Genomic DNA, 23,495 nt, shown 5'->3' on the forward strand with positions numbered 1-23,495 from the left:
AGCAATGTCAAGAGTAGGAAAAGCACCGATAGCACTACCTCAGGGAGTTGCCGTTACCGTATCAGCAGAGAATGTTGTTACTGTAAAAGGCCCTAAAGGTGAGTTGCAGCAAGCGGTTGATAGCGATATCACCATTGCACAGGAAGATGGCCAGTTGTTAGTACAACGCCCTTCTGAACAAAAACGTCATAAAGCATTACATGGTTTATACCGTGCGCTTTTAAATAACATGGTAGTAGGTGTAACCACTGGTTACAAAGTGGAGCAGGAATTAGTGGGTGTAGGTTACCGTGCTACCAATACAGGTAATACTTTAGATCTGGTGTTAGGTTACTCTCACCACTATGTATTTGAATTACCAAAAGAAATTAAAGTTACAACCACTGCTGAGAAGGGTAAAAACCCAACCATCATCCTGGAATCTATCGACAAACAACTGATCGGTCAGGTAGCGGCAAAAATACGCTCGTTACGTGCACCAGAACCATACAAAGGTAAAGGTATCAAGTTTGTTGGCGAAGTATTGAGAAGAAAAGCAGGTAAATCAGCATCTAAAAAATAATCGTCATGGGAGCTAAATTATCAAGAAGAGACAGGATTAAAAAAGGCATCAGAAAACGCCTTTCAGGATCAACAGAGCGTCCTCGCCTGTCAGTTTACAGAAGTAACAAAGGAATTTACGCGCAGATCATTGACGATTTAACCGGTAAAACTATCGTATCGGCTTCATCTTTATCAAAAGACTTTTCTGCAACTGGCAATAAATCAGATCAATCAGTAGCCGTAGGCAAACTGGTAGCTCAGAAAGCTATTGCAGCAGGTATTAAAGATGTGGTTTTCGACAGGAACGGTTATTTGTACCATGGTCGTGTTAAATCACTGGCCGAAGGTGCACGTGAAGGTGGTTTAAACTTTTAATCGAAAAGAGAAATGTCAACAATCAACATAAAAAGAGTAAAAACAAGCGAGATCGAATTAAAAGACCGCTTGGTAAGCATACAACGCGTTGCCAAAGTAACCAAAGGTGGCCGTACATTCAGTTTCTCTGCCATTGTGGTAGTAGGTGACGAGAACGGTGTTGTAGGTTACGGCTTAGGTAAAGCCAAAGAGGTTACCGAAGCTATTGCAAAAGGCATTGATGATGCTAAAAAGAACCTGGTAAAAGTTCCTATCTTAAACGGAACTATACCTCATGAGCAAATTGGTAAATTTTCTGGCGGTTTTGTTTTCATTAAACCAGCAGCAAATGGTACCGGTGTTATTGCGGGTGGTGCAATGCGTGCCGTATTAGAGTCGGCAGGTATCCACAACGTACTGGCAAAATCAAAAGGTTCATCAAATCCGCACAACGTGGTAAAAGCAACTGTATCTGCATTAGCGCAATTACGCGATGCGCATACTGTAGCTCAGCAACGTGGCGTTAGTTTAGGTAAAGTATTTAACGGATAATCAGTCATGGCCAAAATCAAAATAACTCAGATTAAGAGCGTGATCGACAGAAGTGAACGCCAGAAAAAGACAATCGAAGCTTTAGGCTTACGTAAAATTAACCACAGTGTGGAAGTTGAGGCTACACCTGCTATAATTGGGATGGTTAGAAAAGTTAATCACCTGGTAGCGGTAGAAAACATTTAATATCATGAATTTAAGTAATCTAAAACCTGCAGAAGGTTCTACTAAAAATAGAAAAAGAATTGGCCGTGGTACAGGTTCTGGCCGTGGCGGCACGTCAACCCGTGGCCACAAAGGCGCCGGTTCACGTTCAGGTACCAGCACTAAGGTAGGTTTTGAAGGCGGTCAGATGCCTTTACAACGTCGTGTACCTAAAGTTGGTTTCAAAAACCCTAACCGTGTTGAATACACAGGTGTTAATTTGGATGTATTGCAAGGCTTAGTTGAGAAATTCTCTCTGTCAGCAGTTGATTTCGATACCCTGAAAGAACATGGTTTGGTTTCACGTAACGACCTGGTGAAGATCCTGGGCCGTGGCGAACTGAAAGCCAAATTGGAAGTTAAAGCACATGCATTTACTGCTACAGCTCAAAAAGCTATCGAAGCAGCTGGTGGTACCATAGTTAAGTTGTAAGTTTCAATGAAGAAATTTTTCACCACATTATCCAATATCTGGAAAATCGAAGATTTGAGAGTGCGTATTATAAACACACTCTTATTTCTTTTAATATATCGTGTAGGCTCATTCGTAGTGTTGCCTGGCGTAAACGGTGCGTCATTCGCAAACCAAAAAGCAGAAGGATTAGTAGGATTGTTGAATATGTTTGCAGGAGGTTCGTTTTCACGTGCCTCTATTTTCGCCTTAGGTGTAATGCCTTACATTTCGGCTTCAATTGTGGTGCAACTGCTGGGTATTGCTGTGCCTTATTTTACCAAACTTCAAAAGGAGGGTGAAAGCGGGCGTAACAAGCTAAACCAGTGGACACGCTACCTAACCATCGGTATTACTGCATTGCAGGCTATCGGTTATGTACGTTCACAAATTGGTCCTGATGCACGTTTAATCGGCGATCCCTTGTTTACCTTATTAACTACGGTAGTTTTAACAGCGGGTACATTATTTGTAATGTGGCTGGGTGAAAAAATTACCGATAAAGGTATCGGTAACGGTATATCGTTAATTATCATGGTGGGTATTATTGCCCAATTGCCAGGTGCGTTTATAACAGAGTTCGGCTCCCGTACCAGTGGTACAGGTGGTCTGGTAACTTTCATTGTTGAAATTGTAGCACTGATAGGTGTGGTAATGTTTACTATACTCATAGTACAGGGTACACGCAAAATTGCGGTACAATATGCTAAACGTATAGTAGGTAACAAACAATATGGTGGCGTGCGTCAGTATATACCTTTAAAGGTAAATGCTGCCGGTGTAATGCCTATTATATTTGCCCAGGCACTGATGTTCATTCCGCAAACTGTACAACAGTTTTTCCCGAATGCCGCATCTAACGGTATCCTGATTGCATTGTCAAACTATAACTCATGGCAGCATAACTTGTTGTTTGGTATCCTGATCATCCTGTTCACCTATTTCTATACAGCTATTACGGTTAATCCTAACCAGATGGCTGATGATATGAAAAAGAACGGTGGCTTTATACCGGGCATTAAACCAGGCAAATCAACTGCTGATTTTATTGACGGCGTAATATCAAAAATAACTTTACCGGGATCAATATTCCTGGCTATTATAGCCATTATCCCGGCCATTGCCAGTTTGGTTGGCGTATCTCCGATCTTCGCAAGATTCTTTGGTGGTACTTCACTGATCATCCTGGTAGGTGTAGTTTTGGATACCTTGCAACAAATAGAAAGTCACCTGTTGATGCGTCATTATGATGGTTTAATGAAAACCGGACGGATTAAAGGGCGTACAGCAATTCCTGCTGCTGCCGGAACAACTCCGACAGCTATCTAATTTTAAGCATGTCAAAAATTCTTTACAAGTCTGCCGAAGAAATAGAGCTCATCAGAGAAAGTGCCTTACTGGTATCCCGTACACATGCGGAGGTGGCCAAAGTGATTGGACCTGGTGTTACAACTATTGAACTCGACAGACTTGCTGAAACCTTTATACGCGACAACGGGGGGATCCCTACTTTTTTAAACTACGGAGGGTTTCCTTATTCACTTTGCATATCGCTCAATGATCAGGTGGTACACGGTTTCCCCGGGAACTATGTCTTGCAGGAAGGTGACCTGGTATCGGTTGACTGCGGAGCTACCTTAAACGGCTTTGTTGGCGACTCGGCTTATACCTTCGCTATCGGCGAGGTAAGTGATACGGTTAAGAAACTGATGCGGGTAACCAAAGAGTGTCTTGACCTTGGAGTTGCGAAAGCTGTTGTAGGTATGCGCATAGGCGACATTGGTTATGCGATACAGGAGCATGCCGAGAAGAATGGCTTTGGCGTAGTAAAAGAATTGGTAGGGCATGGCGTGGGCGTAAAGCTCCACGAAAAACCCGAAGTTCCAAACTATGGCAAGCGCGGAGCGGGCATCAAACTGGAAGAAGGAATGGTGATCGCTATCGAGCCCATGATCAACGCTGGCCGTGCCGGTGTTAAGTTTTGGGATGATGGATGGACGGTTTCAACTGTCGATAAAAAGCCATCGGCCCATTATGAGCATACGGTAGCTATTGGTAAAGGTAAACCAGACATTTTATCAACGTTTGAGTATGTTGAAAATGTTTTGAAAGAAAAGCATAATAATTAAATAATTTTTTATTAATTTTGCATCCCGGTTTTAGGGCGGATAATTAAGTAATAATCAACAAAATATGGCTAAACAATCTTCGATTGAGCAAGACGGTACAATTAGGGAAGCATTGTCAAATGCAATGTTCAGGGTTGAACTGGAAAATGGTCATGAGATTATTGCACACATTTCCGGCAAAATGCGTATGCACTACATCAAGATTTTACCTGGCGACAGAGTTAAATTGGAAATGAGCCCGTACGATTTAACTAAGGGTAGAATAACTTATAGATATAAATAAACAAAGAGATGAAAGTTAGAGCATCCATCAAAAAACGCAGCGCTGATTGCAAGATCATTCGCCGTAACGGGAAACTTTATGTTATTAACAAAAAGAATCCTAAATACAAACAGCGTCAGGGATAATTAAAAAACTGTGATAATTCGTACAACGGTGGCCCGCCGTTCGGTTATCATTTAAAAAACAAACAATAAATATGGCAAGGATTTCAGGTATAGATTTACCGAAAAACAAAAGAGGAGAAATCGGACTTACTTACATTTTCGGTATAGGCCGCTCAACAGCTCAAAGGATTTTGACTGAGGCTGGTATTGATTTTAATACAAAAGTACAAGACTGGACCGATGAGCAATTAGCCTCAATTCGTGGAATTATCAACGATCAGATTAAAGTGGAAGGCGCGCTACGTTCAGAAGTGCAGCTTAACATTAAACGTTTGATGGACATAGGTTGCTACCGTGGTACACGTCACCGTAAAGGTTTACCATTACGTGGTCAGCGTACTAAAAACAACTCACGTACCCGTAAAGGAAAACGTAAAACAGTTGCTAACAAGAAAAAAGCTACTAAATAATATTGAATAGTGATTGTGAGGCTAAGTAATTACCGCTTTACAATTCATTAGGATTACCTCATTTGACAATATATATTAATGGGTCCGGGTTATTTATTAACTCAGTAATTCATTAATTCAAAAATTAAAAAAATGGCTAAGAGCAAAAAAGTAACCAAAAAGCGTATTGTAATTGTTGAGCCTGTTGGCGAAGCACACATCAATGCTACTTTTAACAATATCATCATCACCCTTACCAACAAAACCGGTCAGGCTGTATCATGGTCATCAGCTGGTAAAATGGGTTTCAAAGGTTCAAAAAAGAACACCCCATACGCCGCTTCACAAGCAGCTGCCGATTGCGGTAAAGTAGCTTATGACCTGGGCTTACGTAAAGTTGAAGTATTTGTAAAAGGTCCGGGTGCAGGTCGCGAGTCGGCTATCCGTACTTTACAAACTGCAGGTATTGAGGTTACAACCATCAAAGATATCACACCGCTTCCGCACAACGGTTGTCGTCCTTCAAAAAGAAGAAGAGTTTAATTAACAAATTTTTTAAAGCTAAGATTCAGCAGTTACAGGCTGCCTGATACTTTAAGAACACACAAAAATGGCTAGATATACAGGACCAAAATCCAAAATTGCACGTCGTTTCCGCGAGCCGATCTTCGGTCCGGATAAAGCGTTAGAACGTAAAAACTATCCACCGGGAATGCACGGTGCCTCAAAAAGAAGAGGAAAACAATCTGAGTATTCAACTCAGTTACAGGAGAAACAAAAAGTAAAATACACTTATGGTGTGTTAGAGCGTCAGTTCGAAAACTTGTTTCACCGCGCATCAGCTAAAGAGGGTATCACAGGTGAAAACTTGTTGAAATTCTTAGAAGCTCGTTTAGATAATGCTGTTTACCGTTTAGGTATTGCTCCTACACGTTCTGCAGCCCGTCAGTTGGTTAATCACAAACACATTAACGTTAATGGTGCTGTGGTAAACATCGCTTCATACGCTTTAAAAGCTGGTGACGTGATCTCTGTACGTGAAAAATCTAAATCATTAGAAGCTATCACTACATCAGTAGCCGGAAGAAGAATCAATAAATACAGCTGGTTAGAATGGGATGCTAACGCCTTAACAGGTAAATTCCTAAACTATCCTAACCGCGACGAGATACCTGAGAATATCAAAGAAAACCTAATCGTCGAGTTGTACTCAAAATAATAACGATAATTATCTATGGGGTGGTTGGCATTTTATGTCAACCATTTTCGTGGTTTAAATCAATTCAATTAGTAAACAATAAATAAAGGATATAAATGGCAATTTTAGCATTTCAAAAACCAGACAAGGTTATCATGCAGAAAGCAAATGATTTCGATGGTACGTTTGAGTTTCGTCCGTTAGAACCAGGCTTCGGTGTGACCATTGGTAATGCTCTGCGTCGTATCTTACTTTCATCACTCGAAGGTTATGCCATCACTTCTGTTCGTTTTTCGGGAGTTACGCATGAGTTTTCAACCATCAAAGGTGTTGTTGAAGACGTAACCGAGATCATTCTGAACCTGAAACAAGTACGTTTCAAAAAAACAGGTGAGTCTGGTGATTCTGAAAAGATATTCGTTATCATAAATGGCCAGGACGCTTTTAAAGCCGGAGATGTTACTAAATTCTCTAATAACTTTACTGTTTTAAACCCTGATCTGGTTATCTGTAATATGGACTCGTCAGTAACGCTTGAAATTGAGCTTACTGTAGGTAAAGGCCGTGGTTACGTAGCAAGCGAAGAAAATAAAAACCCGGATGCTAACGTTGGTGTAATAGCTATCGATTCCATCTTTACGCCTATTAAAAACGTAAAATATACTATTGAAAACTATCGTGTTGAGCAAAAAACCGACTATGAAAAATTAGTTCTGGATATTGCTACCGATGGATCAATTCATCCGGAAGACGCGTTAAAAGAAGCAGCCAAAATCCTGATCCAGCACTTTATGCTGTTCAGCGATGAGAACATGATGCTGGAAGCACAGGCTAAAGAAGAAACTAAAGAAGTTGACGAAGAGATCCTGCACATGCGCAAGATCCTGAAGACTGAATTGGTTGATCTTGACCTTTCTGTACGCGCATTAAACTGCTTAAAAGCTGCCGACATCCGCAGCCTGGCCGACTTAGTATCATACGATGTTGCTGATATGTTAAAATTCAGAAACTTTGGTAAAAAGTCATTAACTGAAATTCAGGACCTGGTTAAATCAAAAGGCTTATCTTTTGGTATGAACCTGTCTAAATTCAAGTTAGACGAAGAATAAAAATTTAAAAAGTGAGGCTGAACAGCTGTTCAAGCCTCACTTTTTTATTTATATAATAACAAACAATTAGCGAAGGCATAATTCCGAAGGCTTGATCTGATCGCCGGACGGTATGCACGTGAAATAATTTAATAACAATGAGACACGGAAACAAAAACAATCACTTAGGCCGTACTACCAGTCACCGCAAAGCGATGCTGGCTAACATGGCAACTTCGCTTATTTTACACAAGCGTATCACTACAACATTAGCAAAAGCAAAAGTTTTACGCGGTTATGTTGAGCCACTTTTAACAAAATCAAAAAACGATACTACTCACTCTCGTCGTACAGTGTTTAGCTATTTACAAGACAAAGACGCGGTTACTATCCTGTTCCGCGAAATTGCCGAGAAAATTGCTACACGCCCAGGTGGTTACACCCGTATCGTGAAGTTAGAGAACCGTTTAGGCGACAATGCTGAAATGGCGATCATCGAATTAGTAGACTACAACACTGTTTACGGTGTTGACACTGCAGCTGCAGCTAAAAAATCAACACGTCGTCGTGGTGGTTCAGGTGCTAAAGCAAAAGCAGCGCCAGCTAAAGAAACTGCTGCTCCTGTTGAAGAAGCAAAAGTTGTTGAAGAAGAAGTTAAAGCAGAAGCCCCAGTTGCAGAAGCTACTGAAACTCCAGCTGCTGAAGCTCCTGCAACTCCAGAAGCAGAAGAAAACGCAAAAAAAGGAGAATAATTTTAAATCCCTTAATACGAAAGGCCCTGCTCATTTGAGCAGGGCCTTTTTTGTTGCTTATAAATTGATAGTCAAAACCTTTATCACTAACTTGATTTATAATTAGGTAGTGAGCTGTGTACCTTATAGTAAAACCGGAGCCAAAAACTAAATTAGAGAGAAAAATGAAAACCAATTTTGGAAAACCTATTAAGAGAGAAGAAATGAAGCAAATTAAGGGTGGTATCGGTATTGGATGCGGTATTGCAGGAAATAGTGGAAAGTATTGGACTGAGGGATGTTGCCATGGGCTGTATACCTGCCCGGTTTCTACCCTCTGTGTAACCTCCCCGGATAATTGCTTAAATTAATATCAGTAAAGTAATTAAATCACCATTACCTGCCTTTGAGGCAATGGTGATTTATTGACCCGATCAAAGTCAAGATCCAGAAAGTGGTCTCCCCAATCTATAAGTCAATAACCCATCCACATCATCTACCTGCTTAAATCCGCATTTGTCCATCATTTTTCTTGATGGCAGGTTATCAGCAAAGGTGCGTATAATGATAGCCTTGACTGCCTCATGACCGAAGGCCCATTGTATCATCGTTCTCAGGGCTTCGGTAGCGTAGCCTTTGTTGTGCTGGTTGGCATCGATCATATAACCGGTTTCTATCTCACCTTTTTCGTTGGGTTCGCCGCCAAATCCCATTCCTCCGATGGAGGTATTTGTATCCTTAAGCACTATCTCCCAGTTGGTGTACCATTTATATTGTTGCGGATACTCCAGCGTTTTAGGGAGCCAGAAATTGATCATGGCGTCATCTATTTCGTGCTGATAAAGCGGATCTATCAACATGGCAGATGGATTGAGGTCCAGGGATAGTTCCATAGCCGGCCTGTCAGTATGCATTAGTTGCAATTGCTGGTGTGTTAACGGTATCAGTCGCAACCGTTCAGACTCGATAAAAAACATGTAATTGTGGAATTAAATAACAATAGAAAAACTGTTCTCTTTTAGAAAGTGAATGTCAAGCTTTGTATACAAAGCTTTTGTTATGCAATTCCAGGCAGGATAATATGCCCGTTAATGGTGTTAAGTAACAGAGGCGTTTATTTAATAATGCAAAGATATATAATCTAAAACCTTTTACAGTATTGACCATTCTCCTTTAACCTTTAACCTTTAACCTTTAACCTTTAACCTTTCTGCCTTCAGCCTCAATTTCTGCCAACCTGTCACCAATGTGTATAGCATTTCTGACGCAATATTTGTCATCCTGACTATATGCACTGCCAAATAGCTATTGGCACAAACGTTGATAAATAGCTGTAGTTAGTAAAATATTAAATCAAGTAAAACAATCATATGTCTAAAATAATTGGAATCGACTTAGGAACAACAAACTCCTGCGTAGCTGTAATGGAAGGTAATGAGCCTGTAGTTATTGCGAACAGCGAGGGAAAACGTACTACGCCGTCCGTAGTAGCTTTTATTGACAACGGCGAGCGTAAAGTTGGCGATCCTGCAAAACGTCAGGCCATCACCAACCCTACAAAAACCATATCGTCAATTAAACGCTTTATGGGTAACCAGTTTAACGAAGTTACAAGCGAAGCTGCCCGTGTACCTTACAAGGTAGTAAAAGGCGACAACAACACTCCGCGTGTTGAAATTGGCGACCGTAAATACACTCCGCAAGAGATCTCGGCCATGATCCTTCAAAAAATGAAGAAAACCGCTGAAGACTTTTTGGGTACCGAAGTAACTGAAGCGGTTATTACCGTACCAGCTTACTTTAACGATGCTCAACGTCAGGCTACTAAAGAAGCTGGCGAAATCGCGGGTTTAAAAGTACGTCGTATCATTAACGAACCTACTGCCGCCGCCTTAGCTTATGGCTTTGACAAAGCGCACAAGGATATGAAAATCGCGGTATTTGACTGCGGTGGTGGTACGCATGACGTATCTATCCTGGAGTTGGGCGACGGTGTATTTGAAGTAAAATCAACCGATGGTGATACTCACTTAGGTGGTGACGACTTTGACCAGGTAATTATCGACTGGTTAGCTGATGAATTTAAAAACGACGAAGGTATTGATCTGCGTAAAGATCCAATGGCTTTACAACGTTTAAAAGAATCAGCAGAAAAAGCTAAAATTGAGTTATCAAGCTCTGCACAAACAGAAATTAACTTACCATACATCACTGCTGTTGATGGTATGCCAAAGCACTTAGTTAAAACTTTAACCCGTGCTAAATTTGAGCAACTGGCAGATAGCCTGATCAAACGTACTATTGATCCATGTAAATCAGCTTTGAAAAACGCTGGCTTAAGCACATCAGATATCGACGAAGTTATCCTGGTGGGTGGTTCAACCCGTATCCCTGCTATACAGGAAGCTGTTGAAAAATTCTTTGGTAAAGCCCCTTCAAAAGGTGTTAACCCCGATGAGGTTGTTGCTATTGGTGCTGCTATTCAAGGTGGTGTATTAACCGGTGAAGTGAAAGATGTGTTGCTGTTAGATGTTACCCCACTTTCATTAGGTATTGAAACTATGGGTGGTGTAATGACCAAACTGATTGAGTCAAATACAACTATCCCAACCAAAAAATCAGAAACATTCTCAACCGCCTCTGATAGTCAGCCATCTGTTGAGATCCACATATTACAGGGTGAGCGTCCAATGGCTTCGGGTAACCGTACTATAGGTCGTTTCCACCTGGATGGTATACCACCAGCACCTCGCGGTGTGCCTCAGATCGAAGTAACCTTTGATATTGACGCGAACGGTATATTACATGTATCTGCAAAAGATAAAGCAACCGGTAAAGAGCAAAAGATCCGTATCGAGGCTTCTTCAGGTTTAACTGATGCCGAGATCAAAAAGATGAAGGACGAAGCTGAAGCTAACGCTGATGCCGACAAAAAAGCAAAAGAAGAAGTTGAAAAACTGAACGCTGCTGATGCCCTGATCTTCTCGACAGAAAAACAACTGAAAGAGTACGGTGACAAAATTTCAGCCGACAAAAAAGGCCCTATCGAAGCTGGTTTAACCAAGTTGAAAGAAGCTTATGCATCTAAAAACTTTGACGCTATTGAAACAGCTCAAACCGAACTGAACGCTGCATGGGCAACCGCATCTGAAGAGATGTACAAAGCCTCTGCCGAAGCAGGTCAGCCAGGTGCCGAAGGTGCTCCGGGCGCAGGTCCGCAGGATCAGGGCGACACCGTAACCGATGTTGACTTTGAAGAAGTAAAAGACGATACAAAATAATTTAAGTGTTGTTGAATAATAAAAAGCCCGGTCAGGATTTTTCCTGAACCGGGCTTTTTTGTTAGACTTTTTGCAAACAAAAGCGTGATTATCTGAGATTATTAATGGCGTTTTTTGCCGTATCTTGTTTTGTTTTCGTAAAGGTAAAAAGGGCTGCAAAGCTGCTGTCTGCAACCAATTCTGCCATTCCGCCAGAAATTTCTCTTTGTTCATCTTTAGTCAGTTCCGTTAACTGTAATTTTTCATCAACTGTTTTGTTTTCCATTTTATTAGGTTTTAAAAGTTAGCAAATGATTGTCCCGAAAACACAGATCAAAATAATAAATTAACAATAGATATCAAAAAACGGCCTAAACTTATTTGTAACAACAAGTTTGGGGAAAGATAAACCTAATAATATTGTCATTCTGAGGAACGAAGAATCTATTAGCCAACTTTATTTATCATATAGATCCTTCACTGCATTCAGGATGCCAAATAAGGATTGATAGAAAACAAAAAAGCCCGCTTTAAGCAGGCTTTTTAAATATTGGAGATAATTAATCCCAAAGCGTTGATGGATAGGTACCGTTATTTACCAGCTCCGATATGCTTTTTTGTACAATAGGTTTGTCCTCTTTATAAGTTACACCAAACCATTTAGAGCCGGTTGGGATAACTTTAAATGAAGCCTCACCACTTTTAATCAGCTGATCGGCTGCCAATGGTATAAAGAATTCTGATTTAGGATTGTTTTCATTAGCCTCAACAAACTCCTGGAACATGGGTAGGCTTTGCTTAAATATAGCAGGTGTAAAGCCCCAGAAATTCATAGATACACGTGTATCATTTGGCAGGGCGTGCTCGCCGGTAGCATCTTTGTAAGCTACGCTGCCGTCTTCTTTAAAGTAAACCTCGGTACGTTCGTTGATCTCTACCATGTTACCTGCATCATCAACTTTGCAAACACCGCGCGATACAGAGCCATAGTCAGACAGGGTTCTGTCAATCTGGTAGCCTATCAGCGAGTAAGTGTCATCAGAAACTTCGGTGGTTAAAAATTTAGCCATTTTCTCGAAGGAGTCATAACCGTAAAAGTCATCGGCGTTGATCACACAAAATGGTTCATTGATCTGGTTGCGTGCGGCAAGTACCGCGTGGGCAGTACCCCAGGGTTTGGCACGTTCAATTGTTTTATCAATGCCGAAAGGGGCTAAATCAAAGCTTTGAAAAACATAATCCGTTTCGATACGGCCTTTAAGCTTGGGTTCAAAAATAGCCTTAAAATTATCGGCGAATTCTTCACGGATAATAAAACTAACTTTCCCAAAACCCGCTTTTATAGCATCGTAGATAGAATAGTCGATAATTGTTTCTCCATTGGGGCCAAAGCCGTCAACTTGTTTCATACTGCCATAACGGCTGGCCATTCCTGCGGCCAAAATAAGGAGTGTTGGTTTCATAGATATACGTTGGGGTATTTTGAAATAACTATATGCCCTTGCATGAATTTTTTATAGTGAAATCAATCTATTACTCAAATTGTTTTAAAAAAAGCGTTAATTATTTGATATATCTGAAATCCTGACCGGCTTTGATATTCAATAGTGATTCGTAAATAAGGCGTATCACGTTGTCCACATCTTCTTTGTGGATCATTTCAACCGTGGTGTGCATGTACCGTAATGGTAAAGAGATCAACGCTGATGGTACGCCATCATTGGAGTAGGCAAACGCGTCGGTATCGGTACCGGTTGAGCGTGAAGACGCCTGGCGTTGGAAAGGAATATTAGCTTTTTGAGCCGTCTCAATAAGTAGTTTATTTAAGTTGTTTTGAACCGCGGGAGCGTATGAGACCACCGGACCTTTACCACAAGCCAGATCGCCCTGGGTTATTTTATTGATCATTGGCGTTTGTGTATCATGCGTAACATCAGTTACTATAGCCACGTTAGGTTTTATTTTGTGGGCGATCATCTCTGCACCGCGCAAACCTATTTCTTCCTGTACTGCGTTTACGATATACAGGCCGAACGGCAGTTTTACTTTATTCTCTTTTAATAAGCGGGCAACCTCGGCTATCATAAAGCCACCTGCACGGTTATCCAGGGCACGACCAACATAATAGCGGTCATTCAGAATCGTGAATTCATCTTCATAGGTGATCACGCAACCTACATGGATGCCTAGTTTCTCTACTTCTTCTTTGCTTGTGCAACCGCAATCCAGGAAAATGTTTTTTAAGGTTGGGGCTTCTTCCTTATCACCAGCCTGGCGGGTATGTATTGCAGGCCAGCCGAAAACTGCTTTTACTACACCATTATCCGTATGGATGTTTACCCTTTTGGAAGGGGCTATTTGGTGATCGGAACCGCCATTACGGATCACGTATATCAGGCCATCATTGGTAATATAATTTACAAACCATGATATCTCGTCGGCATGGGCTTCAATAACTACTTTGTAATCGGCTTTGGGATTGATAACACCTACCGCGGTACCGTAATTATCCACATAATGGGTATCGATATAAGGTTTCAGATAATCGAGCCATAATTCCTGGCCTTTCCATTCAAAACCAGTAGGAGACGGGTTATTTATATATTTTTCGAAAAATGAAAGAGAGGTTTCGTTTACGATAGGAGTATGCGTTGATGCATCTGATTTTTTTTTAGCCATATTTTCTTTAGCAAACTATGATTATGCAATTAAGCAAATATAACAAAGTAGATGTTAAAGCCCTAAAATACCCTGTCATATTGGAAATAAAAACACGTTTTTATTATTAATTTAATACTAATGTTGCAGCATTAGCGTTTTTTTTTGAAATATGTAAAATTTGTGGCACTTGATTAATTAGTTGTGATTAACTGTATTGTTTACATATAATACAGTGTTAATATTCATGTCAAATTCATCGTAGTTTCGTAATTTTACATCCATCTATAATTTACCCCACACCGTGAAACTGTTTAAGCTCATTTGCATATTATTTATAATCGGGTTAACCTCTTGTAACGTGGTTCAATACGCTACTGTACCTGTTGATTATGCCCCAAAACTGGTATTCAGAACGGATACCGCCCGTATATTGGTGGTTAATAAACTTACCTTTGATTCCACCCGCCTCAATAAACGTAAAATTGTGGCCCTTAAAGCAGCAGCCTATAGCGCTATAACCGGCGCCGAAAAGGAACTGAAGTTGTTACCAGGTGTTAAAGTTTCCAACCTGATCGATTCCGTATCATTTAGCGCCAATAAAGATTCTGTGAAACATCTGGCGGCCAAATACAAAGCCAACTATATTTTAACGCTCGATGACTTTAACGCGGGCCTGGTGCTGGATAATGTACAGTATGATGGTAATGCTCAAATAGCTTATTACAGCACCAAGGCCAGGGTTGCTTTTACTTTATATGAAAGTAATGGCATCTTCTTTAAAAAGCTCAAAGGGGTAGCTACCGAACCACAGGATGGCCGGTTTGGCTATTCTATTGATGGTGCTGCCCGTAATGCGGCGCTCGATGCATTGAAAGATTATCTGCCTTATACCATTACCAATTACCGGCCGCTTTATAACCAGGGCGATCTTTTGGCAACATCAGTAAAGCAAATACTGGCGGGCAGATTCGATCTTGCCTTTAAAATACTCAACCCCATTATTGATGGTCCCGACCTTAAACAGGCAAGCAGGGCAGCTTATAACCTGGCTGTAGTTTATGAGGCCCAGGGTGATATTGACGAGGCGCTTGATCTGGCCAAGTTATCCAATCAGAAACAGCAAAATGACTACGCTACTACGCTGATCGCGGCGCTGATTAAAGAGTAAGGTTTTTCTCCAGGATCTCGTAATCATACCCCTGCCGTGTAAACAGCTGGCCGGTATGCTCAAAGCCGGCATTGATGTAAAAGCTGATTGCCGTTACCCTGGCATTGCACCACAAACGTTTGGCGCCATTGGTACGGGCAAAATCTGTAACATAGGCCAGCATTTTGGTGCCAATGCCTTTGCCCTGAACCTCCCCGTCAACCGCAAACTTGCGAAACTGGTAGTCATCGCCTCTGGCAAACAAAGATATTACGCCTACCACATTATTATCCAGAAAAGCGGCAAAATGCAAACCGTGATTGTCTTCCTCCATTTCCATTTCGTACAGCTTTTGTTCAGGATAAAGCACCTGTCGGCGTAAGCGCCAGGTAAGTTCGGGACGTATTTGTTCTATGTGGATCATGATATATTAAAACTTCTTCAATCCGTTATTGGGGAGTGGTGTAAGTCGTGGGTGCAAAGATAATTACTTTGTTACCGGAAAATATTCAATGATTTTATCAAGTTGCTTTAATAGATGTGGAATATATGTCTGGTCGAAATAAAAATAAGAAGTTAACTTATTTCCATATCCAGGTGCATCGTTGGCTACGCATATAGCATTTAGGTGACCTAATCCGTCCCCTTTAATATCTATTTTTAAATATCCCTCTAATCCTTCAAATTTTGCTGAACTATCTAAATTGATGTATAGGTTTTTTAATTCCTTTTTAAAGGCCACGAAATCGTGGGTCATAAATTCCCCCCTATATGTTCCAGTAAATACACCGGCTTTGATTTCTATTTTGGTTTTTATCCAGTTTTTATCCCATGAGGTTTCCGAATCATAGATTATAAATTCAACTGGGGTTATTTTTATTGAATCGCCATCGCATTTCAACTCAAAAAATAATTCATCCTGATCTTCCACATCCTAAAAGTATTAATTTTCTCAAACGTTTGTGTTGTATCCATAGCATTTTTGACATTTCCTCAATTCCCCCTTCCCTGCAAAATCCGTATCTTTGCGGCAACATAAATAACCCATCTATGCTTAAAGGATTTTTTAATGTTCCGCCGCCGCAAAACGAGCCTGTTTTAAACTATGGCCCGCGCAGTTTGGAACGTGTAGCGCTTAAAGCCGCCTTAGAGGCTGCCCGTGCTCACCAATTGGATATACCTATGTACATCGGCGACAAAGAAGTACGTACGGGCACTAAGCTCGAGATCCGCCCGCCGCATGATCATAAACATTTACTGGCTACTTTTTCTGAAGGTGATGCCAGTCACGTTACTGCTGCTATTGATGCTGCCCTGGCTGCCAAGGCCGATTGGGAAAATTTACCCTGGGAGCAGCGTGCCGCCATATTTTTAAAAGCTGCCGAACTGATTGCCGGTCCATACCGTGCCGAAATTAACGCGGCAACGATGTTGGGTCAATCAAAGAATGCCTACCAGGCCGAGATTGACTCTGCCTGTGAGCTGATCGATTTTCTACGTTTTAACGTAGAATATATGACCGAGATCTACAAGCAACAGCCACCAGTATCAGGCAAAGGTGTTTGGAACCGTGTGGAGCAACGCCCGCTGGAAGGTTTTGTGTTTGCTTTAACACCATTTAACTTTACAGCTATCGCGGGTAACCTGCCTTCGTCAGCAGCCATGATGGGTAACGTGGTGGTTTGGAAACCAGCTTACACCCAGATATTTGCCGCCAACGTGATCATGAAGGTGTTTAAAGAAGCCGGTGTACCTGCCGGTGTTATTAACCTCATTTATGTTGACGGCCCGGTTGCAGGCGAGGTGATATTTAACCACCCTGATTTTGCCGGTATCCACTTCACCGGATCAACCAAAGTTTTCCAGAATATCTGGCAAACTATTGGTACCAACATTCATAAATACAAAACCTACCCGCGCATTGTAGGCGAAACCGGTGGTAAAGACTTTGTACTGGCCCACCCGAGCGCCAATGCCGATGTGGTAAGTACTGCTTTGGTTCGCGGTGCTTTTGAATACCAGGGACAAAAATGCTCTGCCGCTTCACGTGCTTATATCCCGGCCTCGTTATGGCCTGCGGTAAAAGCCAATGTACAGCGCGACATCGCCTCGTTTAAAATGGGTCCGGTAGAGGATTTTGAAAACTTTGTTAATGCCGTGATCACCGAAGTATCGTTTGATAAACTGGCAAAATATATTGATGAGGCCAAAGTTGATAAAGGTGTTGAAGTAGTTGCCGGTGGTAGCTATGATAAAACTGTTGGCTGGTTTGTAGAGCCTACTGTGCTAAAAGTAGATGATCCGTACTATGTAACCATGTGCGAGGAGCTATTTGGCCCTGTATTGACCATTTACGTGTACGAGGACGCCAAATTTGATGAGGTGCTTAACATCGTAGATAAAACATCCATCTACGCGCTAACAGGCTCTATTATATCGCAGGACAGATATGCCATTGCCGAGGCTACTCATCGTTTACGTAACGCTGCCGGTAATTTCTATATTAACGACAAACCGACGGGTGCCGTTGTTGGTCAGCAGCCATTTGGCGGTGCCAGAGGATCCGGAACTAATGATAAGGCTGGTTCTATGATCAACCTGCTGCGCTGGGTATCTCCACGTACTATTAAGGAAACCTTTGATCCGCCGAAGGATTACAGGTATCCGTTTTTGACAAAGGAAGTGTAAGCGCCAGAGTCAAGAGACAAGAATCAAGAATTAAGACGTAAATTTGTCTTTAAATAAAAGAGCCGGGAATTATAATCCCCGGCTCTTCGCATATCATGATATTTATAATTTTAATCTTGGCTCTTGATTCTTGTCTCTTGACTCTCTCGACTACTTAAACTTAAACACGTTCTCCATATTATCGTTGTTATAAGTGCTCACGTTCATGTCGCCGATTTTGCCGGTGCTCAGGCTATAAACCCAGCCGTGCACACCCAGTTCCTGGCCGCTTTTCCAGGCATTCTGCACGATGGTGGTTTTACAAAGATTATATACGTTTTCTTTCACGTTAAGCTCTACCAGGCGGTTGCCGCGTTCGGTTTCGTCAGTAATGGCATCAAGTTCATCGGCATGCAGGCGGTAAACATCTTTAATGTGGCGCAGCCAGTTGTCAATCAATCCAAAGGCTTTGTTGCTCATGGCGGCAAGTACACCACCGCAACCGTAATGGCCGGTTACAATCACGTGTTTTACCTTCAATACGTTTACGGCATAGTCCAGTACACTCAGCATATTCATATCAGAGTGAATAACCATGTTGGCAATATTGCGGTGTACAAATATTTCGCCGGGTGCTGTATTGGTGATCTGGTTGGCCGGTACGCGGCTATCGGCGCAACCTATCCACAGTATTGGTGGTTTTTGGCCATTGGCCAGTTTAGTAAAAAAGTCCGGATCGGAGTCTAAGGCGTTTGCGATGAACTGCTTGTTACCTTCCAGCAAACCTTCGTAAGTAATGTGGCTGGTGTCGTGAATGCTTGTTTGGGCGCACATAGGTGTAAATGTTAAAGAGTTAATGATCTAAACCGGCCTGCTTTTATCCGTCCGGAATATCCGGCTGATCTTATGCAGTGCTACCGGCGAAAGAATCTAAACCGGCCTGCTTTTATCCGTCCGGAATATCCGGCTGATCTTATGCAGTGCTACCGGCGAAAGATCGTAATATAAAATGGTAAGCAAAATTAGCGGAATGAAATAAAATATCGCAAAATCATACAAATTAAAAAAGAACCCACCCATGATGCCGCCGAAAAAATAAAAGCCCAGTACGGTGAGGCGCACGTAGATCTTGTTGCGGGTAGTTTCGGTTTTGGCGGTATTGGGATGAAACCATTCAGATACATCGCCGCCCAGGTCAGTGAACAGGCCGGTTAAGTGTGTCGATTTGATGAGCCCGCCGGATATGGTAGATACCAGGCTGTTTTGCAAACCCATGCAAAAAATGATCACGCCGATAACCACTTCACGCTCGGTTTGGGTTTCGCGGTAAAAGTTATGGCCGTAAATAGCCACAAACAGTAGCAGAATGATCTCGATGACAATGGGAATGGAATGTGCCCGGTAGCGGCTTTTATGCTCCAGCGAGTGGACAATAAAGTTAGACATAAATGCCCCGGCAAAAAACATAAGCAGCCATATCAAGAAAACCACAATTTCGCTCCAGTTTTGTTCAACCACGTGCTTGGCCAGGTTGGCCACATGCCCCGTGATATTTGAAGTAAAGGCCAGAAAGGCGATCATGCCGGCCACATTGGTTACCCCCGATACAAAGGCGGTAGATGAGGCCAGTAATAGGTTTTGCTTTAAAGTGCGTGTTTCTTTTGATTGCCTCAGCATAAATATTTTTGCTTGTTGCTTCAGGATAAAAATAGGATAAAAATTGAAGGATTGAGTATGAAGTCAGTAATTTCAATATATGTTATTCAATTTCCAGGCAGATTTTGAAGTTCTGTATAATATCCACGCGTCATTGCGAGCGCAGCGTGGCAATCCCCGATTAACAGAGCCGCTCTGTATAGTTTGGGATTGCCACGCTGCGCTCGCAATGACGTGGGGGATTGGACTTTCCGTCATTAGCAGATGAATAGGGTTGTCGCCTTCAAAAAAAGAACCCCGGCCATTAACAATGAACCGGGGCAAACCAAACATAAACCTCTCCCTTTGCAGGTATTGAGGGAGAATCCTTGAAGGCTTAAGGGCAGCAGCCTTTATTAATGTTGAGCAACAGCATTTGCGTTGTCAAACTCATACACATAACCCAGGTTATGCGGACTGCTGCTGGAAACTTTTAAATCCTTGATCAAACCTGTACCCAGGTCAATCACCCAGCCATGAACTTCCAGGTCATGGCGTTCCTGCCATGCATTTTGTATAATGGTGGTTTTGCACACGTTGTATACCTGTTCGCTTACATTAAGCTCCACCAGGCGGTTGGTGCGTTCCTGTTGGTCTTCAATAGCATCCAGTTCTTTAGCGTGCAAACGGTAAACGTCTTTTATATGACGCAACCAGTTGTCAATAACACCAAATTGCTTGTTACTCATAGCAGCAGCTACGCCGCCGCAACCGTAGTGACCGGCCACAATAACGTGTTTTACTTTAAGCACGTTTACTGCGTAGTCCAATACGCTCAGCATATTCATGTCAGAGTGTACCACTACGTTGGCAATGTTGCGGTGTACAAACACTTCGCCTGGTTTGGTACCTGTTACTTCATTGGCAGGTACGCGGCTGTCGGCGCAGCCTATCCATAATACTTCGGGGCTTTGGCCTTTAGCCAGTTTTTTAAAATAGTCTGAGTCTTCCTGTAGTTTCAGGTCAACCCATTGGCTGTTGCCGCGTATTAGCGCATTATAGCTACCGTCGTTATTTACCAGTTTTAAATTATTATCTATTGAGGTCATGATTTTTCTTAGTTAGTGGGGTTATACATTAATTCTTTTAAAGGAGGTATATCGTACTTGTCCTTTATTTCATGCAGTTGCACAACGATGCCTTTAGTGTAGGCATTGTGCTTGTAATTGTGGATGATCTCGATCACGTCCGGGTCAATAAACCTGGAATTGGAGCCATCGATGATCACATCTGTGCCTTTAGGTAAGCTGGTTAGCGTTATCTGTATGGCCGCTTTATTTAAAAAGGATACTTCCTCGGCAAGCTTTATCCTGATCACCTTTTTATCGCCATTACGATCGATCTGGTAGAAGTAGGGGTTGCGCAAATTGGTACGCAGGATATAAAATATACCCACCAGCATACCAATGCCCACGCCTATCAACAGATCGGTTAGTACTACGGCAACAATGGTTACTACAAATGGAATAAACTGGCTCAGCCCTAAATGCCACATGTGTTTAAACAGGCTGATGCGGGTTAGTTTATAACCGGTCATGAGCAGTATAGCTGCCAGGCACGATAACGGGATGAGGTTGATGAGGAAGGGGATGCAAAGCAAGGATACCAGCAGGAGCAAACCATGTATAATGCTGCTCATTTTGGTACGTGCACCCGCATTTACATTGGCCGATGAGCGTACAATTACAGCAGTCATAGGCAAGCCACCTAATAAACCGCTGGTGATGTTACCCAATCCCTGGGCCACCAGTTCGCGGTTGGTGGGTGAAATACGCTTTATCGGGTCGATCTTATCAACAGCTTCGAGGCTAAGCAAGGTTTCCAGGCTGGCTACTACGGCTATGGTAAACGCAGTTATCCAAACCTCTTTATTGCCGATCTGGCTAAAGTCGGGCGATTTGAATAAGCCGAAAAACTCGGCGCTGCTGTTTACGATAGGTATGTGTACAAACTGCTTATCCAGCAAGGCAAATCCACTTCCTTTAAATACCATACTCAAACCAACACCAGCCAAAACAACCAGTAGCGGGGCCGGAACAATGGCCAGCTTTTTGAATTTTGGCCAGTAAATAAGCAGTAGTAACGAAACCGCAGTAATAATAACTGCCCCGTAATTGATACGGGCTACCGCGCGCAGGATACCTGAAAAAGTATTGTGTTCGTCTATCTGACTAAAGCGCTCATCACCCTCAAAGTCGGCATCATAACCAACAGCATGTGGAAATTGCTTCATGATCAGGATGATACCTATGGCCGCAAGCATGCCTTCAATTACCGATGAAGGGAAGTAATTGGCAATGGTACCCGCCTTTAATATACCCAGGAGCATCTGGAAAACACCGGCCAGCACAATGGCCAGCAAAAAGGTTTCGTACGCGCCAAGTTTGGTTATGGCATTCAATACAATAACCGTTAAACCGGCCGCCGGACCTGCCACGCTCAGTTGCGAACCACTGAAGGTGCCTACTACGATACCACCAATAATGCCGGTTAATACGCCGGCGAATAAAGGAGCGCCCGAGGCCAGTGCTATTCCCAAACATAGAGGGAGCGCAACCAGAAATACAACGACACTTGATGGAATATCCTTTTTTAAGTTTTTGGATAAGAAATATTTTTTCAGGTTGAGATTGCCCGCAGCAAAGCCACCTTGCTTATCTTGCATAAGATCGATAATTTGAATGAAGCCTTCCTTCCGATCATATCGGAGGATAGTTTCATCATCGTTAATAAATTATTTTGACGAAAAATTTAAATGAATTGTAAAGCGTTAGCATCCGGATAGGGAAGTATCCGGTTAATCATTTAAACGTTGGGTGGCGGCGTGGGGACAACAGGGTGATATGCCTGTTTATATAGATGGTCTTCCTGATTATGAAGTATATTGTTTTCTGCAACAAATGTAATATAGGCTACACTGTGCATATAATATTCATCAAAGGCTTTTTTCTCCTTAAAAGTGTCCTTATCCGGGTTTTCTTTTTCGGTTTTAGATTCCTGCTCAAGCTGTAGTATAACTGCTCTTACTGTTTTATTATCAAGATACAAAAACGCAGGCGCAAGGGATATAGCCATCTTTATCATAAAGACACCCATAAACATTACTACTATCAGCGTTTTGAAATTCCTGATCCTCATTACTACAAATATACAATTTTACAGCTGTTAGAACGTAGCGAATATGATTTTAGTCTAATCTTACAATTTAATTACTATTTAGCCTCACCTGATCCGCTCCAAAGAGTATCAGCTCATGAAAGGCATTTGCTAAAAAAGAGATCAAAGCCAAAATACAGGGTAATAACCTGTTGTCATAATTTGCCCTTAATTTGTCGTTTTTACACCTCATCGGGTTGCATTAATGCCCGTATGTTTGTTTCAGACATTTAAACAAATAAACATCTAATCATCAAACATCATGGCAACTCAAATTTTTGTAAACCTACCTGTTAAAGACCTTAACAAATCAATCGAGTTTTTTACCAGCCTGGGCTATAGCTTCAATCCACAGTTCACTAATGAACAGGGTGCATCATTGGTTATCAGCGATAATATATTTTTTATGCTGTTAACCGAGCCATTCTTTAAATCATTTATTAAAAAAGATATCGCCGATGCTACCAAAGTAGCCGAAACCATTAATTGTATTTCGGTTGATAGCCGGGAAACAGTTGATGAAATTGTGCACAAGGCAGTAGCCGCAGGTGCCACAGTACCTAACGAAAAACAGGATTATGGCTGGATGTACAGTCACGGTTTCCAGGATCTTGACGGTCACCTGTGGGAATTTGCCTATATGGATATGAGCGCTATACCGCAGCAAATGTAATAGATGTACGGATGTGCAGATTTCAAATGTGTAGATTGAAATTTCCTTAAAAAGGCGTCATTGCTGTAAGGGTTAGGTAATTCGGTAACAGAATTAGCTATTATTTTTTGTTGTTTAGGGCGACCATATCGATAGGTTTCTTTCCGCCGA

Annotated in this window: 30 protein-coding genes; 19 read left to right on the forward strand and 11 right to left on the reverse strand. The window is 42.0% G+C overall.

Going from position 1 to position 23,495, the window contains the following annotated elements; genetic code table 11:
- The first annotated feature begins 4 nt into the window (after nucleotides 1-4).
- The 15 genes from rplF (at nucleotide 5) to FHW89_RS25860 (ending at nucleotide 8,457) form a co-directional block, all read left to right on the forward strand.
- On the forward strand, nucleotides 5-562 hold the full coding sequence (gene rplF / locus FHW89_RS25790; protein ID WP_090462794.1) for a 50S ribosomal protein L6: 558 nt from the start codon (nucleotides 5-7) through the stop codon (nucleotides 560-562).
- A gap of 5 nt (nucleotides 563-567) precedes the next feature.
- Nucleotides 568-918 carry a 50S ribosomal protein L18 gene (gene rplR, locus FHW89_RS25795; RefSeq protein ID WP_172337931.1) on the forward strand — a complete coding sequence of 117 codons (351 nt, stop codon included), beginning with the start codon at nucleotides 568-570 and terminating at the stop codon, nucleotides 916-918.
- 12 nt (nucleotides 919-930) lie between these two features.
- Nucleotides 931-1,449: a 30S ribosomal protein S5 gene (rpsE, locus tag FHW89_RS25800; RefSeq protein WP_076377395.1), complete on the forward strand. Its 519-nt coding sequence runs from the start codon at nucleotides 931-933 to the stop codon at nucleotides 1,447-1,449.
- 6 nt (nucleotides 1,450-1,455) lie between these two features.
- Nucleotides 1,456-1,635 (forward strand): 50S ribosomal protein L30, encoded by a 180-nt coding sequence (rpmD, locus tag FHW89_RS25805; protein WP_166095860.1) that lies wholly within the window; start codon nucleotides 1,456-1,458, stop codon nucleotides 1,633-1,635.
- Between the two features lie 4 nt (nucleotides 1,636-1,639).
- Nucleotides 1,640-2,086 carry a 50S ribosomal protein L15 gene (gene rplO, locus FHW89_RS25810; protein WP_172337932.1) on the forward strand — a complete coding sequence of 149 codons (447 nt, stop codon included), beginning with the start codon at nucleotides 1,640-1,642 and terminating at the stop codon, nucleotides 2,084-2,086.
- A 6-nt stretch (nucleotides 2,087-2,092) separates the two neighbouring features.
- Nucleotides 2,093-3,433, forward strand: coding sequence for a preprotein translocase subunit SecY (gene secY / locus FHW89_RS25815; protein ID WP_172337933.1), 1,341 nt, complete (start codon nucleotides 2,093-2,095; stop codon nucleotides 3,431-3,433).
- A gap of 8 nt (nucleotides 3,434-3,441) precedes the next feature.
- Nucleotides 3,442-4,233, forward strand: a complete 792-nt coding sequence (gene map / locus FHW89_RS25820) for a type I methionyl aminopeptidase (protein ID WP_172337934.1) — start codon at nucleotides 3,442-3,444, stop codon at nucleotides 4,231-4,233.
- Between the two features lie 64 nt (nucleotides 4,234-4,297).
- Complete coding sequence (infA, locus tag FHW89_RS25825) at nucleotides 4,298-4,516, forward strand: translation initiation factor IF-1 (protein ID WP_022833270.1); 219 nt, start codon at nucleotides 4,298-4,300, stop codon at nucleotides 4,514-4,516.
- A gap of 8 nt (nucleotides 4,517-4,524) precedes the next feature.
- Nucleotides 4,525-4,641: a 50S ribosomal protein L36 gene (gene rpmJ / locus FHW89_RS25830; protein ID WP_074487407.1), complete on the forward strand. Its 117-nt coding sequence runs from the start codon at nucleotides 4,525-4,527 to the stop codon at nucleotides 4,639-4,641.
- A 71-nt stretch (nucleotides 4,642-4,712) separates the two neighbouring features.
- Nucleotides 4,713-5,090 carry a 30S ribosomal protein S13 gene (rpsM, locus tag FHW89_RS25835; RefSeq protein WP_166095852.1) on the forward strand — a complete coding sequence of 126 codons (378 nt, stop codon included), beginning with the start codon at nucleotides 4,713-4,715 and terminating at the stop codon, nucleotides 5,088-5,090.
- Nucleotides 5,091-5,222: 132 nt separating this feature from the next.
- Nucleotides 5,223-5,612: a 30S ribosomal protein S11 gene (gene rpsK / locus FHW89_RS25840; protein ID WP_172337935.1), complete on the forward strand. Its 390-nt coding sequence runs from the start codon at nucleotides 5,223-5,225 to the stop codon at nucleotides 5,610-5,612.
- Between the two features lie 67 nt (nucleotides 5,613-5,679).
- Complete coding sequence (rpsD, locus tag FHW89_RS25845; RefSeq protein ID WP_076377381.1) at nucleotides 5,680-6,288, forward strand: 30S ribosomal protein S4; 609 nt, start codon at nucleotides 5,680-5,682, stop codon at nucleotides 6,286-6,288.
- A 95-nt stretch (nucleotides 6,289-6,383) separates the two neighbouring features.
- Nucleotides 6,384-7,376, forward strand: coding sequence for a DNA-directed RNA polymerase subunit alpha (locus tag FHW89_RS25850; protein WP_166095847.1), 993 nt, complete (start codon nucleotides 6,384-6,386; stop codon nucleotides 7,374-7,376).
- A 137-nt stretch (nucleotides 7,377-7,513) separates the two neighbouring features.
- Nucleotides 7,514-8,107 carry a 50S ribosomal protein L17 gene (gene rplQ / locus FHW89_RS25855; protein ID WP_172337936.1) on the forward strand — a complete coding sequence of 198 codons (594 nt, stop codon included), beginning with the start codon at nucleotides 7,514-7,516 and terminating at the stop codon, nucleotides 8,105-8,107.
- Between the two features lie 164 nt (nucleotides 8,108-8,271).
- Complete coding sequence (locus tag FHW89_RS25860; protein WP_172337937.1) at nucleotides 8,272-8,457, forward strand: hypothetical protein; 186 nt, start codon at nucleotides 8,272-8,274, stop codon at nucleotides 8,455-8,457.
- Nucleotides 8,458-8,526: 69 nt separating this feature from the next.
- On the opposite strand, the gene FHW89_RS25865 is transcribed toward FHW89_RS25860, so the two are convergent.
- The gene (locus tag FHW89_RS25865; RefSeq protein ID WP_253952322.1) at nucleotides 8,527-9,000 is read right to left on the reverse strand and encodes a GNAT family N-acetyltransferase; all 474 of its coding nucleotides are present in this window, start codon (nucleotides 8,998-9,000) and stop codon (nucleotides 8,527-8,529) included.
- A gap of 456 nt (nucleotides 9,001-9,456) precedes the next feature.
- Here FHW89_RS25865 and dnaK point away from each other — a divergent pair, with 456 nt between their 5' ends.
- Nucleotides 9,457-11,367 (forward strand): molecular chaperone DnaK, encoded by a 1,911-nt coding sequence (gene dnaK / locus FHW89_RS25870; RefSeq protein WP_172337939.1) that lies wholly within the window; start codon nucleotides 9,457-9,459, stop codon nucleotides 11,365-11,367.
- Nucleotides 11,368-11,455: 88 nt separating this feature from the next.
- Here the strand turns inward: dnaK and FHW89_RS25875 are convergent, their stop codons facing one another.
- From FHW89_RS25875 to FHW89_RS25885, 3 genes are all read right to left on the reverse strand, one after another.
- A complete protein-coding gene (locus FHW89_RS25875) occupies nucleotides 11,456-11,632 on the reverse strand; it encodes a hypothetical protein (protein ID WP_172337940.1) in 177 nt (58 codons plus the stop codon).
- Between the two features lie 274 nt (nucleotides 11,633-11,906).
- A complete protein-coding gene (locus FHW89_RS25880; protein ID WP_172337941.1) occupies nucleotides 11,907-12,809 on the reverse strand; it encodes a sugar phosphate nucleotidyltransferase in 903 nt (300 codons plus the stop codon).
- 100 nt (nucleotides 12,810-12,909) lie between these two features.
- Nucleotides 12,910-14,025, reverse strand: coding sequence for a M42 family metallopeptidase (locus tag FHW89_RS25885; RefSeq protein WP_172337942.1), 1,116 nt, complete (start codon nucleotides 14,023-14,025; stop codon nucleotides 12,910-12,912).
- Nucleotides 14,026-14,308: 283 nt separating this feature from the next.
- On the opposite strand from FHW89_RS25885, the gene FHW89_RS25890 reads away from it, so the two are divergent.
- Nucleotides 14,309-15,175, forward strand: a complete 867-nt coding sequence (locus FHW89_RS25890) for a DUF6340 family protein (protein ID WP_172337943.1) — start codon at nucleotides 14,309-14,311, stop codon at nucleotides 15,173-15,175.
- Here FHW89_RS25890 and FHW89_RS25895 read toward each other — a convergent pair.
- Both FHW89_RS25895 and FHW89_RS25900 read right to left on the reverse strand, forming a co-directional pair.
- Nucleotides 15,165-15,578 (reverse strand): GNAT family N-acetyltransferase, encoded by a 414-nt coding sequence (locus FHW89_RS25895; protein ID WP_172337944.1) that lies wholly within the window; start codon nucleotides 15,576-15,578, stop codon nucleotides 15,165-15,167. The genes FHW89_RS25890 and FHW89_RS25895 overlap by 11 nt on opposite strands.
- Nucleotides 15,579-15,641: 63 nt before the next feature.
- Nucleotides 15,642-16,085 (reverse strand): hypothetical protein, encoded by a 444-nt coding sequence (locus FHW89_RS25900; protein WP_172337945.1) that lies wholly within the window; start codon nucleotides 16,083-16,085, stop codon nucleotides 15,642-15,644.
- A 119-nt stretch (nucleotides 16,086-16,204) separates the two neighbouring features.
- Between FHW89_RS25900 and pruA the strand changes: the two genes are divergently transcribed.
- Nucleotides 16,205-17,842: an L-glutamate gamma-semialdehyde dehydrogenase gene (gene pruA / locus FHW89_RS25905; protein WP_172337946.1), complete on the forward strand. Its 1,638-nt coding sequence runs from the start codon at nucleotides 16,205-16,207 to the stop codon at nucleotides 17,840-17,842.
- Between the two features lie 150 nt (nucleotides 17,843-17,992).
- Here pruA and can read toward each other — a convergent pair whose 3' ends face one another.
- The 5 genes from can to FHW89_RS25930 all read right to left on the reverse strand — a co-directional run bounded on the left by can (nucleotide 17,993) and on the right by FHW89_RS25930 (nucleotide 22,654).
- On the reverse strand, nucleotides 17,993-18,655 hold the full coding sequence (can, locus tag FHW89_RS25910) for a carbonate dehydratase (RefSeq protein ID WP_172337947.1): 663 nt from the start codon (nucleotides 18,653-18,655) through the stop codon (nucleotides 17,993-17,995).
- Between the two features lie 96 nt (nucleotides 18,656-18,751).
- On the reverse strand, nucleotides 18,752-19,498 hold the full coding sequence (locus tag FHW89_RS25915) for a YoaK family protein (protein WP_172337948.1): 747 nt from the start codon (nucleotides 19,496-19,498) through the stop codon (nucleotides 18,752-18,754).
- 374 nt (nucleotides 19,499-19,872) lie between these two features.
- Complete coding sequence (locus FHW89_RS25920; RefSeq protein WP_172337949.1) at nucleotides 19,873-20,565, reverse strand: carbonic anhydrase; 693 nt, start codon at nucleotides 20,563-20,565, stop codon at nucleotides 19,873-19,875.
- An 8-nt stretch (nucleotides 20,566-20,573) separates the two neighbouring features.
- Complete coding sequence (locus FHW89_RS25925; RefSeq protein ID WP_172337950.1) at nucleotides 20,574-22,181, reverse strand: SulP family inorganic anion transporter; 1,608 nt, start codon at nucleotides 22,179-22,181, stop codon at nucleotides 20,574-20,576.
- Nucleotides 22,182-22,321: 140 nt separating this feature from the next.
- On the reverse strand, nucleotides 22,322-22,654 hold the full coding sequence (locus FHW89_RS25930) for a hypothetical protein (RefSeq protein ID WP_172337951.1): 333 nt from the start codon (nucleotides 22,652-22,654) through the stop codon (nucleotides 22,322-22,324).
- 280 nt (nucleotides 22,655-22,934) lie between these two features.
- On the opposite strand from FHW89_RS25930, the gene FHW89_RS25935 reads away from it, so the two are divergent.
- Complete coding sequence (locus tag FHW89_RS25935) at nucleotides 22,935-23,345, forward strand: VOC family protein (RefSeq protein WP_172337952.1); 411 nt, start codon at nucleotides 22,935-22,937, stop codon at nucleotides 23,343-23,345.
- Nucleotides 23,346-23,495: the final 150 nt, after the last annotated feature.

The sequence above is a fragment of the Mucilaginibacter sp. SG564 genome (genome assembly GCF_013149275.1).
Lineage (GTDB): Bacteria > Bacteroidota > Bacteroidia > Sphingobacteriales > Sphingobacteriaceae > Mucilaginibacter.